Source organism: Pseudomonas sp. UV AK001 (genome assembly GCF_046097675.1).
Lineage (GTDB): Bacteria > Pseudomonadota > Gammaproteobacteria > Pseudomonadales > Pseudomonadaceae > Aquipseudomonas > Aquipseudomonas kribbensis.
The window spans coordinates 312,154-326,708 of sequence record NZ_JBJUVZ010000004.1; the positions used below are offsets into that span (position 1 = coordinate 312,154).

General features: G+C 56.7%; 16 protein-coding genes and 2 pseudogenes. 15 read left to right on the forward strand and 3 right to left on the reverse strand.

Translation table 11 applies throughout. The features are described from left to right. Nucleotides 1-33: 33 nt before the first annotated feature. The 5 genes from ACKLNA_RS15020 (at nucleotide 34) to ACKLNA_RS15040 (ending at nucleotide 3,725) form a co-directional block, all read left to right on the forward strand. Nucleotides 34-339, forward strand: coding sequence for a hypothetical protein (locus tag ACKLNA_RS15020; RefSeq protein WP_408986295.1), 306 nt, complete (start codon nucleotides 34-36; stop codon nucleotides 337-339). 284 nt (nucleotides 340-623) lie between these two features. Then, nucleotides 624-761: a multidrug transporter gene (locus ACKLNA_RS15025; protein ID WP_408986296.1), complete on the forward strand. Its 138-nt coding sequence runs from the start codon at nucleotides 624-626 to the stop codon at nucleotides 759-761. Between the two features lie 60 nt (nucleotides 762-821). Further along, nucleotides 822-1,037, forward strand: a complete 216-nt coding sequence (locus ACKLNA_RS15030; protein ID WP_408986297.1) for a hypothetical protein — start codon at nucleotides 822-824, stop codon at nucleotides 1,035-1,037. Nucleotides 1,038-1,164: 127 nt separating this feature from the next. Further along, complete coding sequence (locus ACKLNA_RS15035) at nucleotides 1,165-1,719, forward strand: tyrosine-type recombinase/integrase (protein WP_102688293.1); 555 nt, start codon at nucleotides 1,165-1,167, stop codon at nucleotides 1,717-1,719. Nucleotides 1,720-2,975: 1,256 nt separating this feature from the next. Continuing rightward, nucleotides 2,976-3,725, forward strand: coding sequence for a hypothetical protein (locus ACKLNA_RS15040; protein ID WP_408986298.1), 750 nt, complete (start codon nucleotides 2,976-2,978; stop codon nucleotides 3,723-3,725). A 129-nt stretch (nucleotides 3,726-3,854) separates the two neighbouring features. On the opposite strand, the gene ACKLNA_RS15045 is transcribed toward ACKLNA_RS15040, so the two are convergent. Next, a complete protein-coding gene (locus ACKLNA_RS15045; RefSeq protein WP_408986299.1) occupies nucleotides 3,855-5,321 on the reverse strand; it encodes a tyrosine-type recombinase/integrase in 1,467 nt (488 codons plus the stop codon). A gap of 200 nt (nucleotides 5,322-5,521) precedes the next feature. Further along, nucleotides 5,522-5,812, reverse strand: a complete 291-nt coding sequence (locus ACKLNA_RS15050) for a DUF3077 domain-containing protein (protein WP_408986300.1) — start codon at nucleotides 5,810-5,812, stop codon at nucleotides 5,522-5,524. Between the two features lie 219 nt (nucleotides 5,813-6,031). Between ACKLNA_RS15050 and ACKLNA_RS15055 the strand changes: the two genes are divergently transcribed. From ACKLNA_RS15055 to ppk2, 3 genes and pseudogenes are all read left to right on the forward strand, one after another. Continuing rightward, entirely contained in the window at nucleotides 6,032-6,220 is a 189-nt protein-coding gene (locus ACKLNA_RS15055; RefSeq protein ID WP_408986301.1) for a hypothetical protein, read from the forward strand. Next, nucleotides 6,213-6,428: pseudogene (locus ACKLNA_RS15060) on the forward strand (type II toxin-antitoxin system HicB family antitoxin); the annotation flags it as partial. The gene ACKLNA_RS15055 and the pseudogene ACKLNA_RS15060, both read left to right, overlap by 8 nt. A gap of 97 nt (nucleotides 6,429-6,525) precedes the next feature. After that, the gene (gene ppk2 / locus ACKLNA_RS15065; protein ID WP_408986302.1) at nucleotides 6,526-7,350 is read left to right on the forward strand and encodes a polyphosphate kinase 2; all 825 of its coding nucleotides are present in this window, start codon (nucleotides 6,526-6,528) and stop codon (nucleotides 7,348-7,350) included. An 87-nt stretch (nucleotides 7,351-7,437) separates the two neighbouring features. Here the strand turns inward: ppk2 and ACKLNA_RS15070 are convergent, their stop codons facing one another. Beyond that, nucleotides 7,438-7,629, reverse strand: a complete 192-nt coding sequence (locus ACKLNA_RS15070) for a DUF1508 domain-containing protein (protein WP_064383113.1) — start codon at nucleotides 7,627-7,629, stop codon at nucleotides 7,438-7,440. A 279-nt stretch (nucleotides 7,630-7,908) separates the two neighbouring features. Between ACKLNA_RS15070 and ACKLNA_RS15075 the strand changes: the two genes are divergently transcribed. The 7 genes and pseudogenes from ACKLNA_RS15075 (at nucleotide 7,909) to ACKLNA_RS15105 (ending at nucleotide 14,552) form a co-directional block, all read left to right on the forward strand. Then, nucleotides 7,909-8,877 (forward strand): glycosyltransferase family 2 protein, encoded by a 969-nt coding sequence (locus tag ACKLNA_RS15075; protein ID WP_408986303.1) that lies wholly within the window; start codon nucleotides 7,909-7,911, stop codon nucleotides 8,875-8,877. Nucleotides 8,878-8,880: 3 nt separating this feature from the next. Next, entirely contained in the window at nucleotides 8,881-9,591 is a 711-nt protein-coding gene (locus ACKLNA_RS15080) for a class I SAM-dependent methyltransferase (protein ID WP_408986304.1), read from the forward strand. Nucleotides 9,592-9,605: 14 nt separating this feature from the next. After that, nucleotides 9,606-9,773 (forward strand): annotated as a pseudogene (locus tag ACKLNA_RS15085) (GtrA family protein); the annotation flags it as partial. Beyond that, a complete protein-coding gene (locus tag ACKLNA_RS15090) occupies nucleotides 9,773-11,869 on the forward strand; it encodes a DUF6311 domain-containing protein (protein ID WP_408986305.1) in 2,097 nt (698 codons plus the stop codon). The pseudogene ACKLNA_RS15085 and the gene ACKLNA_RS15090, both read left to right, overlap by 1 nt. A 72-nt stretch (nucleotides 11,870-11,941) precedes the next feature. After that, nucleotides 11,942-12,862: a LysR family transcriptional regulator gene (locus ACKLNA_RS15095; RefSeq protein WP_085710257.1), complete on the forward strand. Its 921-nt coding sequence runs from the start codon at nucleotides 11,942-11,944 to the stop codon at nucleotides 12,860-12,862. Between the two features lie 62 nt (nucleotides 12,863-12,924). Beyond that, nucleotides 12,925-14,133, forward strand: coding sequence for a low temperature requirement protein A (locus tag ACKLNA_RS15100; protein WP_408986306.1), 1,209 nt, complete (start codon nucleotides 12,925-12,927; stop codon nucleotides 14,131-14,133). A 53-nt stretch (nucleotides 14,134-14,186) separates the two neighbouring features. Continuing rightward, the gene (locus ACKLNA_RS15105; protein ID WP_134825796.1) at nucleotides 14,187-14,552 is read left to right on the forward strand and encodes a 5-carboxymethyl-2-hydroxymuconate Delta-isomerase; all 366 of its coding nucleotides are present in this window, start codon (nucleotides 14,187-14,189) and stop codon (nucleotides 14,550-14,552) included. Nucleotides 14,553-14,555: the final 3 nt, after the last annotated feature.

The following is a 14,555-nucleotide window of genomic DNA, read 5'->3' on the forward strand; positions in this document are numbered from 1 at the left end:
TTGCGGAACAACCAATGACATAGGGACGTGACCATGACGTATTGCATGCTATCGCTAGACCTTGCGAACGCTGATGATGAACAGCGCACCAATTTTTATGCCGTGCTAGAGGCTGATGACTGGGTGAAGCTCGCCGATGTCGATACTGTTTGGCAAAAGCGTTTCAATGACACGTTCATCAGACCCTCCGTTCAGCGGCGGATTATCACAGCCTTGGAAAGCGCTGCTGATAGAGCGCGAATCAAGCTCGTAACGTTTGCTGCTCAGATCGGCAACAACCCGGCTTCTACCGGCAGAACTGTGAAGGTGGTTGGTGGATTCGAAACTTCGTTTAACTAGTCTGAAACCCCATCAAAACCCCCGCTTACAGGTGTGGCTGGCGAACGTTGGTTCAAAGGCCATCCCGTTGAGAGCTAGAGTTTCCGAGGCTTTCAGTAATCCATGGATAAGCTCGATTCGGTGAGAACGCTTCAATCCGAGGTTTCTTCGACAAAACGCAAGTTTTGAGCTGGAATCACCATTTTCTGCAAAATCACACTCTCCTAGGCCATCTTGCACAAAGACCTTCCTCAGCTAGCTTTGATGGTGTCGCCGACGTGGCGACGTGCCATTAAGGAGCTGACATGGCAACGAGATACCGTGATGCGGTCACTGGTGAATACGTGACCAAGGAAGAGGCGGAGAAAAGGCCTAGGGAGACGGTGAAAGAGAAGGACAAGCCTTCACCCAAGAAGCCACCTAGCGGCCCCAAGAAGAAGTAGCTTCGTAGTGAGGGGGGGGGGGCGCGAGGCTTCCCCCGCATCCCCTAAGGACGACACCCCATGACCTCCCAAAATCAGGCCGTAGCAATGGCCGATGCACTGACGTTGCTCCTCCATCAGCAACACGGCATTGCGGCTGCTGTTGAAGAACTCGCCAAATGGGTTGCGAGCCAAGGTGGCAGTGTCGCCGCTGACAACGCCCTAGTGGCGCTCGAAGGATTGGACTTGCACAGTCAAGCGCTGATCGATGCGATCAATACGGTGAGGGTGGGGTAATCGTCAGCGTCCTAATTAACAGAATACAATTGTGTAAATTAGCGAGGCCTTTAATAGCCTTGCTTATAGTGCGGGTGGTGTGTTCTAATTAACACATCGTCATCCGGTGAGCGGGGTGTTAACTAGAATGAATGTTGTAGAAGCGGTGAAGACAGAGGGTGAGGCTAGGACAGTTAGCCGCAAGCTCACGCTCAATGCCAAGGGCAACACCCTATACGCAGACATCTGGGAGTTCGGTATCAACACCGCACTCCGTATCAGCGACTTGCTCACGCTCACCTTTGAGGATGTGCAAGGTGACAAGCTGGTGATCAAGGAAGCGAAGACAGGTAAGACCCGCCAAATCGATTTGAACAGTGGCGCCAAGGCGATCATTGCCCGCCGTCGTCAGGCGAACCCTGACCACATCTTTCTGTTTCAGGTGAACAGCAATCGGGCCAAGGGCAAGGCTGTCAGTCGTGTAGCCGTAGCCACTGCATTTAAGGCTGTCGGTGATGAGATGAGTATCCAGCTTGGCACGCACTCAATGCGGAAGACTCGCGGCTGGCTCATGTACAGCGCAGGTAAGGGAATCGAACTGATTTGTAGGGTGCTGAATCACAGCAGCCCTGCTGTCACCATGGCGTACATCGGTATCACCCAAGCCGAGGTCGATGCCACTTACCATGAGTTCGTGTTCTAACCGTTTCAGGACTGCGCCCAAGCCAGCCTTGAGCGGGTTTTGTTGTCTATGTCAGCTCACATCGTTTCTAGGATTGTGTGCCTCTGACAGCGTCTGATAGCTCTACAGGGCGTCAGGTTATTTCTACTTTTCCAGTGTTTGGATAAGCCCCTATCGCACGCCGTTCAACAGCGCAGGCAAGACCGAGCCAATCTTATTTTTCAGACGCAAACGCAGAAGCTGAGCGAGGGTGCTCAGTGAATTTTGGAGGGGGCCAGGTTCTGGAAATATTGTGCGGGTAGGGCCACCAAATCAGCACAAGCTTGGTGGCTTGTCACTAACCGTTAGCGGGGAGGGCTACGGTGGTGGTGGCACACATCCTCCCATTCGCCGAAACGAAAACGGCGATACTGACGGACAGGGACAGTCTTCTTGCCAACGGTGTTGCATTCAAAGCTAGGCATATGGTCATTCCTTATGCGATTGGGTTGATCGCACACATCAAGATCCGGAATGACCGCCGATCAAACACCGATTGACGTAGTGGCATCAATTCGGTTAAATGGCGTCCTTCTCTTGACGGTGCTAACGCTAAGTCGAAGAGGCGAGTAGTTGTGTCTGTCCTGAGAAAACGTGACATGGCTGCTCGTGAACTTTTTCAACAGAGCTGCCCACATGGGCGGCTTTTTTGCGTCTGATGAATTGTAATCGCATTTCCGAATGCGCTGCAAGGCTTCTGAGGTGCTTTCTACGCATCTTTCGCAATTAGTTGCCCTCCGCCCCCTCATAACTATGTCAAATCGCTTCTGAGGGCCTCTTGGGGGCCTAAAAAGGCCTTTGGTGGCACCATCCGTTGCGTTATTGAGGCGAGCGTCTTCCCTCCGATGAAAGAGCTTTCTCACGAATTGAGAGTCCGAGGAGGCGTAAACCCCAACATCTAGGGTTTCGTAGGGAGGTGACCACAAGATAATGCGTTTTAAGTGAGTGTTGCAACGTACTGCCTGTGGATAACCCTGTGTAACGAAAGTGAGAAAGCAGTCAATCCGCTGGCGTTGACCCTTTGTCACTGATTTCTGAGCGTGCGTCTTTTTTTGCGCAAGCGAACCCTTTCACAAAAATCCTTCTATATAGAGGACGCGATCAGTGCTCGTTTCAGTGGGCGGAAATGCTCACTTCTTTTCAAATGTGGGGGGCATCAGGCTTTATGCATTCCTACGTGTCACGCCATCTCTGTAGTGGCGTGTTAGCATCGCGCTCTTCCAAAAGGGATTGTGCTCATGTTCAAAAACGGAATGGGAAGGCTCATACACCCTCTGACACTGTTCATTTTGGTACTGATTACCGCCTGCTTCACTGCACCTTTAGGCACGCCTCAATTAGCAGCTTTCGCTAAAGATTTCCTTCCAGCAGCAGCCACGTTAATTGCTGCTTACGCTGGCGTTTGGTTTGGTGCATCTCTCACCAGAGCGGCTGCACTGGAGGAGGAGCGGAAACGTCGTATCGGGATAGGTGCTCGTGCAATGTTCACGCTGTGGCGTCAGGTGAACGTGGTTGCACAGATCCAGATTGATTACGTTAATGAATACCGCGACAGCCCATCAGCACCTATTGGTCTGCCCCCGATCAGCTATCCAATGGACGAAACAGGGCGACTCAATATTGATGGTTTGGCGTTCTTCCTCGATCTTGGTAACGCCCAAATTTTGGAAACGCTTTCCATTGCTGAGCAAAGATTTCTAGACGCCATAGATACGATCAAGAGGCGCTCCACACTCCATCTAGTGGAAGTGCAGCCAGTGCTAGAGCGGATCATTCCCAAAGGTGGGCCTTTACCTTACGCGGTTCTGGAGGCTGAGTTGGGGCCTAGGCTGTTTTCCTTGCTAATTGCTCAGACCAGATCATTGATTGTGAAGGTGGATGACGCGGTGATCACGTTGGATAAAGCAGCCACCGAGTTGTACGCTGCTCTGAAAAAGGAGTTTCCAGACGCTAAGTTTCCTCAGCCATCTCTGCCTATAGTGGAGTAGTGGTTAATTATGCTCAGATGATCTAAAAGGTATGGCTGTAATTCTTCGATGGAATAGTGTCTCAACATATATAGGCGGAGCCACAGATCCGTGACTCAGCCTTGCACGCAGTAAGCGAGAGCTTACGTGTCAGCTTGTACGTAGATTTGGAAGTTTTGATATGGCGTCAAGCTTCTGCTTTGGTGATGCTCCATCCGAATACACATCGAAGGTAACGGTGCCGGTTTCGTGGCCTACGAGCTCTTTGATTAGCCTGTCCGGCACGTCAGCTCGTACGAGCTGAGTGATTACCGTCGCACGGATCGAATGGAACACGCGGGTACGATCAAACCCCATCGTTGTTTTCAGTCTGCCAAACGCCTTAGATAGTGCGTCAGACCGAATTCCGTATTTGTTGTTGCTGCCGGTAGGCACCAAATAGCCGTCTGTAGAAGATTTGCTGAGTCGATCCACCAGCGAAGTTATGTTGGGATGAACCGGCACTTGTCGAATCCCCGCTACGGTCTTCGAATCCACGATATCGAACATCGTGACCCCGTCGATTGTAATCACGTGTTCCTTGCGAAGCTGGCACAGTTCCTCAATGCGAGCACCGGTATACCCGCCCAATAGAATCAAGTCTGCCAGCGTATCGAGACCTTGTTCCTTTGATGCTGCGTGAAGGGTGCCGACTTCCTCGATGGTGAAAGCCTTCCGTTTCGCGTCGAGTTTGGCCTTGCCCTTAAGGGAGGGTAGCGTGTGTTTCTCGAACGGGTTCACATGCCCTTTGAAGTTTTGTCGCCACTGTGGCTCATGCGTCATTGCCCACTGCCAAAACTGACTACCAGCGAGCAGGTACTGTTGCTTGGTCTTCGAACTGAGTTTCATGCCCTGTAGCCAAGCACTCACCGAATCAAAGTCGAGCTTGGTGCCAGTCGTTTGCAGATGCTCCGACAGATTCAATAACTTCGACTCTTGTTGATTCACCGTTTTGAGTGCGACGTGATGCTCAAGCCTGTAGGTGCGGAATGAGGCAAGTCGAGCTTTCGTAATCGGGGAGCGAGCTTTGAGAGCAGCCGGGTCTTTCACCAGTGTTTCCAGTTCTTGGCCCTGCTCAGTGGTGAGCCTGTATTCACTGCTAAGACGTTTTTTCAGCAGCTCCTTCATGCCTGCGTTCAATTCATCCTGAATTTCTATACGGCCCTCAAGGCCTCTCTGAAGCCGATCACCCACAAGCATTTTCACTGCTGCCATAAAGCGAGGGCTGTTCATCAGTTTGGCTTGAAGAGCGGGATCAACGTAGGGGAGAGGGGGAGCGGGCTCACCCACAAGTGCTCGCTTCTGGCCGAGTGTTAGCGTATCCAGATCCTCCACAATCTGAGACACATTCTCCTGCCAGCCATCGCCAAGCAGTCTGCCTTCACGTATGGCTTTTATCTGGCTCTTCCAAGCGTGCAGGATGGGCAGGCGACGGAACATTGCCTCTTCTCGCGAGCCAGTTTTCAGCGACAGCGACAGAATACGACGACCACCGAAAGCCTCCCGCACGTCCTTGGGGATATCCATTCTGACGTGGTAGGTGCCGCCCTGAAGTTCGAGATTGTTGGCCTTAGGCATCGTGACTTGCTCCACTCATTCTACGTAAGGAGTCTACGTAAAATCGCCGTGAAAGCCAGTGAATACGGCGTTTGTTGGGTCTCGTGGTTGCGAATGGTGAGTCCCTATCTCTCCGCCATACATAGAAAAAGCCCCGTAGATGAAAATCTACGGGGCTTTTTCGTATGCGCTGAAAAAAGCGCACTCAACGATAGACCAGTTTATTTTGCTTTGCCCACTTCCCTGCCAGGACCTGGTGAAACAGCCTTCATCACATCATCGATTACTGCCTTACCCATCTCCGTCAGGAAATGCGCGGCCCAGGCGTAGCGGTCGGTTTCCCGGATAAACGCCGCATCTTCTGCAAGGGCTTTGGCGAGGGCCAGCAGATCCGATGCCTGCGCCAGTGCTTCGCGCACGGGAACGCCGGCGCTTACGTGGAACAGTGGATTGTCCGAGCAGTAGAGGAAGGGGATGTAGCCGATGGTTTTTTCTACTGATGCGTCGTGCATAAGGAACTCCTTGATTTGTAGAGCTGCCGCATCCGATACCAAGCGAATGGGTGGCAGCTATGCGCAGGTTGGTAAACCGGGGAATCAAGGAAACCGGCACGGCCGAAGCCGTCCCACGCACAGCCGCCATAAAACAGAACCACGGACGGATATCGACCGTAATTGCATGGAGATGCTGTTGCGCTTAATTCCGTCGGGTTACCAAGCCCGGTCGCTGATATGCAGCGACGACTCGAGAATATCCCGCCGGAAGAGGCCAGCAAGGCAGTCACCGGCCTAAACACCCAGCTACTGCCCATTCACACGCAACTCGCGGATTCTGCCTACAAGCCCGTTTTGAGTCACCTGATTATTCTTGTCGGCATGATGCTCGAACCTTCAAGCGATAAGGTGCAACTCGATGAGTGAAATGAACTACAACGGTTACGTCGGCCATGGTGAGTACAGTGCCGAGGACGGTCTGTATGTTGGCCGTATCGCGGGAATAAAGGATGTCGTGGGATTTCATGGCGAGTCGCTCAAAGAACTCCGAGAGGCATTTGAAGAGGCTGTCACCGACTATCTGGAAACCTGCGCAATGCTCGGGAGGGAGCCGCAGGAGCCCTGGATGAGCCGCGGCACGCATTCCCAATTAACTGACTAAACTCCTGCACTCCAGGTCATGGACCACCGGGTCTCCGGCGGTCACCCCCTTCAATGCATGAGGTTCGGTCATGGCAAAGGGAAAGAAGAAAGACTCGCCCAAAGACACCCCCGCAGATCGCCCGAAGCTGTCGAGCAAAGACTATCTGGCGGAGTTGCGTCGACTGCACGTTGAGCTGGTCAAGCTGCAGGAGTGGGTGAGGGCCGAGGGCATCAAGGTTTGTGTGATTTTCGAGGGGCGTGACGGGGCGGGGAAGGGCGGGACGATCAAGGCGCTTACTGATCGGGTCAGCCCGCGGGTCTTCCGGGTGGTGGCGTTGCCGGCCCCGAGCGAGCGTGAGAAGAGTCAGATGTACATGCAGCGTTACCTGCCTTATCTGCCGGCGGCGGGTGAGGTGGTGATCTTCGATCGCAGTTGGTACAACCGCGCCGGTGTCGAGCGGGTGATGGGGTTCTGTACCGAGGATCAGGCCGAAAAATTTCTCAGGACGGTTCCCTTGGTGGAGCATGCCATCGTCGATTCCGGGGTGATTCTGCTCAAATACTGGTTGAACGTCAGTCAGGAAGAACAGACCCGTCGTCTGGAAGAACGTATCAAGGACGGTCGAAAAATCTGGAAGCTCTCACCCATGGATCTCAAGTCCTACAGCCGCTGGTATGACTACTCGCGGGCGCGTGACGACATGATCAAGGCAACCGATACCGAATATGCGCCATGGCTGGTGGCCGATTCGAACGACAAACGGCGAGCGCGCCTGAATATCATCTCCGATCTTCTCAGTCGCATCCCGTACAAGAGTGTTTCGCGCGAGAAGGTCGAGTTACCCAAGCGGCAGAAGCCTGGGGGCTACAAGGAATCGGATTATCCCTTCCGGCACATCCCCGAGAAATTCTGAAGACAGGTATTCGCGTCAGTCTCTGAAAAGCCCCGCAGATGAGAATCCGCGGGGCTTTTTCATTTCAGCAGGGTAATCAGCCAGCCCTCAAATCTCCTTGACCGGCGTATCCCCCTGCACGCCCTTGATCAGCTCGATCACATGCAGGCAGTCCGCCTTGTTCACATACGACTCGCCACTGGCAACCGTCTCATGGTTTCCCGCCCGCAGACGCCAGCGCCATTGGCCCTTGCCGGTGCTGGGGGTGCCCTTGGATTGCCTGTAAATCTCGAAATACATTCAGTTCGCTCCATGCGATGGGATATTGCGACAAGCTGTTTGACGCATGCTCGCAAGCCTAGCGGAGCCTTGCTATTTGGCTATCGGGGATTTGTTTCCAATCGTTCGATAATGTTTCTGCAAGGCGCGGGGCAGAGCGTCGGGATCAGCCTTCGGATTGGCCGGTACGTCCTCGTGGCACCCTTGCATGACATCCAGTGGTGCTGCTTAATACGGTGCGGCTCATGGCGTCGAATCCGCTTCGGCGACCGATAGACACTATAAGAAAAGAGCACTCCATTGACCCAATCGCACGGAACGCCAAACGCGGGGCCGGTGAAGTTGTCGCTGGTGGTTCCCGTCTTCAATGAAGAGGAAAGCCTCGACGGCTTTCTCCTGCGCATCCATCAGGTGTTCGAGCCTGAAGAGCAGATCCGCCTCGAACTGGTGTTCGTCAATGACGGCAGCAGCGATGCGACGCTGGAGCATTTGCTGCACCGCCAACAACGTGATCCACGGATCCGTATCGTCGATCTGAGCCGCAATTTCGGCAAGGAGGCTGCGCTTTCCGCCGGTCTGCAGATTGCAACCGGGCAGCTCGTGGTGCCGATCGATGTCGATCTGCAGGATCCCCCCGAGGTCATTCTGCAGATGATCGAACGTTGGCGCGAAGGTTATGAAGTGGTGCTCGGTCACCGCATCAGCCGCCGCAATGACTCCTGGGCCAAGCAGACTTCTGCCACCTGGTTCTATCGTCTGCACAACAAGATTGCCGAACAGACATTGCCGGAAAACGTCGGTGATTTTCGGCTGATGGACCGTTGCGTGGTGGACGCTCTGCTGACGCTGCCGGAGTCCCGGCGTTTCATGAAGGGGTTGTTCGCCTGGGTCGGTTTTCGCACCACTCAGGTCGAGTACGAGCGCCCGGAGCGTGCGGTCGGGCAGAGCAAGTTCAATGGTTGGCGGCTGTGGAATTTCGCGCTCGAAGGCATCACCAGCTTCAGCACCGAGCCATTGCGGATCTGGACGTATCTGGGGGCGCTGGTGTCTCTGGTGTCGTTTGCCTTTGCCATGTTCATCGTGGTGCGCACGCTGGTCCACGGCGTCGACATGCCCGGGTACGCCTCGCTGATGGTCGCGGTCACCTTTCTCGGCGGCTTGCAACTGATCGGCATCGGCGTGCTTGGCGAGTATCTCGGCCGCACCTATATCGAAGCGAAGCGCCGGCCGGTTTTTCTGGTGCGCCGCATTTACGAATCCAGGGACTGAAGCATGGATCTCAAGGAAACAGACATTCTCGGCGACAGCATCGGCGAGCATTGGTATTACCGCTCCAAAGCGGCAGCGACCCGTCGATTGCTGGGGGAGGCGCCGATCAAACGTATTCTTGACGTTGGCGCCGGTTCGGGGTTCTTTTCCCATCATTTGTTGACTCACACCGCCGCGCGAGAAGCGTGGTGCGTGGATATCAGCTATCCGGCCGACTCCAGTGCCACCACCGCCGGCAAACCGGTGCATTACCGCCGCTCGATCGACACCGTGGACGCCGATCTGGTGTTGCTGATGGATGTGCTGGAGCACGTCGACGACGATCTTGGACTGCTCAAATCCTACGTCGACAAAGTGCCGTCCGGCAGCCGCTTCCTGATGACCGTGCCGGCATTCCAGTTCATGTGGAGCGGGCACGATGATTTTCTCGAACACAAACGTCGCTATACCCTAAGACAGTTCGAGTCTCTGACAATGAACGCCGGATTGACGGTCGAGAAGGGCGCCTACTACTTCGGAGCAGTGTTCCCGATTGCCGTCGCGTCGCGCCTGATACCCGGCGGTTCAGGCGGTTCGGCGCCGCGTTCGCAGCTGAAAAAGCATCACCCGCTGGTCAATACGCTGCTGAAAACCCTGTGCAGCCTCGAACTGCCCTTGATGAGCCTGAACCGCCTGGCCGGCCTGAGTGTTTTTGTGCTGGCGCGCAAACCTTGACGTTCGCAGAGAGAGAAACGCTGCTGCGATTCCTGCTGGTTTCGGCGGGAGGTTTTCTATTGGCGATGTTCGTCGCCTGCGCCGCGCAGATGGCAGGGCTGCATAACCTGCTGGGCATCGTGGCGGTCGCGCTGACCATTCCGGCATTCACTTTCGTGCTACACAATTTCTGGACCTATTGATGAAGGATTCGCGCGAGCACCCGGCACTCTCCTTGCTGCCGCTGCTATTGGGCGTGTTGGTGTTTTTCCTGACGATCGGGCCGCAAGCGCTGAATCCGCAAAACATTGCCTGGCTGGAACAGGGTGATCCGGCGACGCATTATCTGGGCTGGGAATTCTTCCGACGTTCGCCCTGGACATTTCCACTCGGCCTCAATCCGTTCTACGGTCTGGAACTGAGCAGTTCGATCATCTTTTCCGACTCCAATCCACTGTTGGCGCTGTTGTTCAAACCCTTCAGTGCGTGGTTGCCGGACACCTTCCAGTATTTCGGGGTGTGGCTGCTGGCGTGTTGTGTCCTGCAGGCCTGGTTTGGCTGGAAACTGCTCGGGCTGATCACCGGCAATCCTTTGATTCGTCTGTTGGGAACGGGTCTGCTGGTGTTCTCGCCACCGATGTTTCTGCGCATGGGGGCGCACCTTTCCCTGGCGGGGCACTTCCTGATTCTGGCCGCGTTGTATCTGGCGCTGGTACCGGACCTGCGTCGACGTCACTGGTCCTGGGGGGCGTTGCTGGCGGTGACGTCATGGGTGCACGCCTACTTGCTGGCCATGGTGGCCCTGATCTGGCTGGCAGACTTGCTGGGCAAAACATTCAGCCGTCAATTGACCCTGTGTCAGGGGGGGATCGAAGGTGGATTGCTGTTTGCGCTGGTGAGTGTGTGCTGCTGGCAGGCGGGTTATTTCAGCATTGCCGACGGTGCGGTCTCGGGCGGTTTCGGTGTGTACCGGATGAATTTGCTGTCTCCGGTCGATCCGGCGGGCTGGTCGTGGATCCTTCCCGACTTGCCAAAACGCGAGGGCGACTTTGAAGGCTTCAACTTCATGGGGCTGGGCGTTCTCTTGCTGGTGCCGCTGGCGCTGATTGCCTGGATTGGAAACCGGCAACCCTTGAAGGACGAGTTGCGCGCGCGTCCATGGCTGTTGATGGCTTTGTTCGGACTATGGCTTTTCGCGTTGTCGAATCAGATCGGGATCGGCGCATCGACCGTCGGCTATCCACTACCGGAAGTGATTCTCAGGCTGGCCAACATCTTCCGCGCTTCGGGGCGGATGTTCTGGCCGGTGCTGTATGCCCTGATGCTGGGCCTGATTTTTCTGGTGGTGCGCGGTTATCGACCGCGGGTTGTCATTTTGTTGCTCGCGACGGCGCTGGTGGTTCAGATCGTCGATACCCGCAGCGGCTGGCTTGGCCTGAGACAAGGGAAAATGGCCGCGCCATCGGCAACCTGGAACAGCCCGATGCGCGACCCGTTCTGGGCAAGCGCTGCGGCGCGTTACGCGAATGTCCGCAGCCTGATGCCGCAGAATCAGAATGACCGCTGGCAGATGATTGCCGGGTTTGCAGCGGCTCACGGTATGAAGACCGATGCTGTCTATCTGGCGCGCGTGAGTTCTTCGGCTCTGACGCGGGCACAGCAGAAAGCACGACGCATGCTCGACTCGGGCCAATACGACGCAGACTCGTTGTACATCCTCAGCGACGACGTCCTGGCGGACGCCGTGAAAAGCATCAACAGTGAAACCGATCTGCTGACCCGGGTCGACGGTCTCATCGTGCTCGCTCCGGGGTGGAAGCGCTGTACCCGGTGTCTGTCCATGAAGGATGAGGGACAGCAGATATCCGTGATTCCCCTCTCGGGGCCTGGGCAAACGCTGACGTTCAACTACCGAAGCCGACAACTGGCCAATGGCTGGTCGGCACCGGAAAGCTGGGGCACGTGGACGGACGGGCAACAGGCGAAAATCGAAATGCGCCTGGTGCCGCAGGCGCGTTCAATCGTGCTCGACGCATTGGCCTTCGTCCAGCCACAGCATCCCGCCCAGCGTGTGATCGTGAGCCTCAATGGCGAACCGGTACTGAGCACGAGTCTGACGCAGTTCCTCGGCAATCGCCTGGAGATCCCGATCAGTTCCGCGCTAAGTCAGAGCCTTGCGAGGGATGACCGGCTCAATATCGAATTGCAATTACCGGATGCCATCAGTCCCCGGCAATTGGGGATCAACGATGATAAGCGGGTCATGGGCCTGGGGCTGAAGACTCTGACGGTGCAATGACGCATCGTTTTGATGGACGCTGCCCCTGCAGCCTTTCTACACTGCCCGCAATCCGGGGACAGGGGGCAATGGATGAACCGCAATGAACTTCGCAAGGCCGACATCAACCTGATGGTGGTGTTCGAGACCTTGATGCTCGAACGCAACGTGACCCGGGCCGCCGAGAAGCTGTTTCTCGGCCAGCCGACCATCAGCTCGGCGCTCAATCGCCTGCGCACCATGCTCAACGATCCGTTGTTCATCCGCGTCGGCCACCGCATGGAGCCGACGGCCCGCGCCGAAGATATCTATCGCCATTTGAAACCCGCGCTGGACTCGTTGTCGGTGGCGCTGAGCCTGACCCGTGATTTCGATCCCGCCGTCAGCACCATGACCTTTCGCATCGGCCTGTCGGACGACGTCGAGTTCGGTCTGCTGCCGCCGCTGTTGCGCGCCTTGCGCCAGGAAGCACCGAACGTGGCGTTCGTGGTGCAGCATGTCGATTACTGGCGGATTCCCGATCTGCTGGCCGCTGGCGACATCACCGTCGGCATCAGCCAGACCCGTGGCCTGCCGGCCAATGCCAAGCGCAAACTGCTGCGGCATATCCAGCCGAGCATCCTGCGCGCCGACAAGTCCGCCACACCGCTGACCCTCGACGAGTATTGCGCACGGCCCCATGTGCTGGTTTCCCACACGGCCAATGTCAGTGGTTACGCCGATGAATGGCTGGCGGACCTCGGTCGAACCCGTCAGGTGGTGTTGTCGGTGCCGCAATACAGCGCACTGCCGGCGCTGCTGGCCGGCACTGATCTGATCGCCAGCCTGCCGGACTACACCGCCGAAGCCATGGCCGCCTCGGGCCTGCTGTTCAAGGAGCCGTTTCCATTCAAGACCCCGACGCTCGACCTGTCGATGGTCTGGCTCAGCCATGTCGACAGCGACCCGGCCGAGCGCTGGCTGCGTTCGCGGCTGGAGCAATTCATGAGCGAGCGGCCTCACTCGCCGCTCTGACTTGCCGAGCCGTTGTCCGGCTGCTTTGCTGAGTACACCTGAACTCGGTGGAGCCTGGACCCATGAGCATTTCCCGTGGTTTGCTGCGTGGGCGCGGCAGTCTCGACAGCGGCAAGGTCGGCATGGTCGAGCTGTTTTTCGATCTGGTGTTCGTGTTTGCCGTGACTCAGCTTTCCCACACGCTGCTCGCGCACTTGTCGGTTATCGGTGCGGTGCAGGTGACGCTGATAATGGTCGCGGTGTGGTGGGTGTGGATTTTCACATCCTGGATCACCAACTGGCTCGATCCGGAAAAACTGCCGGTGCGTCTCGGGCTGTTCGGTCTGATGATCGCCGGTTTGCTGCTCTCATCCTCGATTCCCAAGGCATTCACCGAGCGCGGCCTGATGTTCGCGGCGGCGTTCGTGTTCATGCAGGTCGGGCGCACGCTGTTCGCAATTTGGGCGGTACGCGGCGAGTCGCTGAACATGACGCGCAACTTCCAGCGCATCCTCGCGTGGCTGACGTTGTCCGGGGTGTTCTGGATCGGCGGGGCGTTGGTTGAAGGCGAGCAGCGGTTGCTTTGCTGGGCGCTGGCGCTGCTGATCGAACTGATTTCGCCGTCGCTGTATTTCTGGGTGCCGGGGCTGGGACGGTCGTCACTGAGCGACTGGAATGTCGAAGGCAATCACATGGCCGAGCGTTGTGCGCTGTTCGTGATCATCGCTCTGGGTGAGTCGTTGCTGGTGACCGGTGCGACCTTCGCCGAGCTGACACCGGGCCGCGATGGACTGCTGGCGTTTCTGGTGGCGGTGCTGGGCAGCATCGCCATGTGGTGGGTGTACTTCGACAGCGGTGCCGAGCGCGCGCACCACCGTATCGCTCATTCCGCCGATCCCGGGCGCCAGGCGCGAATCGCCTACACCTACCTGCATGTGCTGATCGTCGCCGGGGTCATCGTCAGTGCGGTGGCCGACGAACTGGTGTTGGTGCATCCGGATCACGCCAGCGACGCCGGTATCGTCGTGATCATCGCCGGGCCGTGGCTGTTTCTGCTCGGCAATGCGCTGTTCAAGTGGGTCATGGCTGATCGGCCGTTTCCACCGTTGTCCCATGTGTTCGGGCTGGTAGTGCTCACGCTGTTGTTGCCGCCGGCACTCAATCACTGGTTTTCGGCCTTGACGCTGGGCGCGTTGACCACGGCAGTCGTGGTGCTGGTGGCGATCTGGGAAACCCTGGCACTGCGTCGGGAACTTCCCGTTCCTGTGTCGGAAAAAGCCGCAGGAGAGTAGGACGCAGCTGTGTTATATGTACGGCCTTTCTGCCGACCGAATGGAGTCTTGCGATGCCACACCTGCACTTGGAATACACCGCCAACCTGCCGCAACTGAACGCCGACGTGGCGTTGATCCGGCTCAACAACACCCTGGTGGGTTCCGGTCAGTTCGCAGCGGAGTTCGATATCAAGAGCCGTGCGGTCAAGGTCGAAACCTTCAAGGTCGGCACTGCCATGAGCGAGCGGGCCTTTGTGGCGGTGAGGCTGGCGCTGCTCAGCGGTCGCTCCCCGGAGATCAAGAAGCAACTCTCGCAGAACCTGTTGGCGGTGCTGCAGGACCTGTGCGAATGGCCGGCCGGTGTCGAAGTGCAACTGAGCGTGGAACTGCTCGATATCGACCGCGAGTCCTACAGCAAAGTCGCCATCGGCGTGTAAGAC

What these genes read in the sequence shown, in the direction of transcription:
- ACKLNA_RS15020 (WP_408986295.1), top strand. Translation starts at nt 34, where the DNA reads ATGACGTATTGCATGCTATCGCTAGACCTTGCGAACGCTGATGATGAA.
- ACKLNA_RS15025 (WP_408986296.1), top strand. Translation starts at nt 624, where the DNA reads ATGGCAACGAGATACCGTGATGCGGTCACTGGTGAATACGTGACCAAG.
- ACKLNA_RS15030 (WP_408986297.1), top strand. Translation starts at nt 822, where the DNA reads ATGACCTCCCAAAATCAGGCCGTAGCAATGGCCGATGCACTGACGTTG.
- ACKLNA_RS15035 (WP_102688293.1), top strand. Translation starts at nt 1,165, where the DNA reads ATGAATGTTGTAGAAGCGGTGAAGACAGAGGGTGAGGCTAGGACAGTT.
- ACKLNA_RS15040 (WP_408986298.1), top strand. Translation starts at nt 2,976, where the DNA reads ATGTTCAAAAACGGAATGGGAAGGCTCATACACCCTCTGACACTGTTC.
- ACKLNA_RS15045 (WP_408986299.1), bottom strand. Translation starts at nt 5,321, where the DNA reads ATGCCTAAGGCCAACAATCTCGAACTTCAGGGCGGCACCTACCACGTC.
- ACKLNA_RS15050 (WP_408986300.1), bottom strand. Translation starts at nt 5,812, where the DNA reads ATGCACGACGCATCAGTAGAAAAAACCATCGGCTACATCCCCTTCCTC.
- ACKLNA_RS15055 (WP_408986301.1), top strand. Translation starts at nt 6,032, where the DNA reads ATGCAGCGACGACTCGAGAATATCCCGCCGGAAGAGGCCAGCAAGGCA.
- ppk2 (WP_408986302.1), top strand. Translation starts at nt 6,526, where the DNA reads ATGGCAAAGGGAAAGAAGAAAGACTCGCCCAAAGACACCCCCGCAGAT.
- ACKLNA_RS15070 (WP_064383113.1), bottom strand. Translation starts at nt 7,629, where the DNA reads ATGTATTTCGAGATTTACAGGCAATCCAAGGGCACCCCCAGCACCGGC.
- ACKLNA_RS15080 (WP_408986304.1), top strand. Translation starts at nt 8,881, where the DNA reads ATGGATCTCAAGGAAACAGACATTCTCGGCGACAGCATCGGCGAGCAT.
- ACKLNA_RS15090 (WP_408986305.1), top strand. Translation starts at nt 9,773, where the DNA reads ATGAAGGATTCGCGCGAGCACCCGGCACTCTCCTTGCTGCCGCTGCTA.
- ACKLNA_RS15095 (WP_085710257.1), top strand. Translation starts at nt 11,942, where the DNA reads ATGAACCGCAATGAACTTCGCAAGGCCGACATCAACCTGATGGTGGTG.
- ACKLNA_RS15100 (WP_408986306.1), top strand. Translation starts at nt 12,925, where the DNA reads ATGAGCATTTCCCGTGGTTTGCTGCGTGGGCGCGGCAGTCTCGACAGC.
- ACKLNA_RS15105 (WP_134825796.1), top strand. Translation starts at nt 14,187, where the DNA reads ATGCCACACCTGCACTTGGAATACACCGCCAACCTGCCGCAACTGAAC.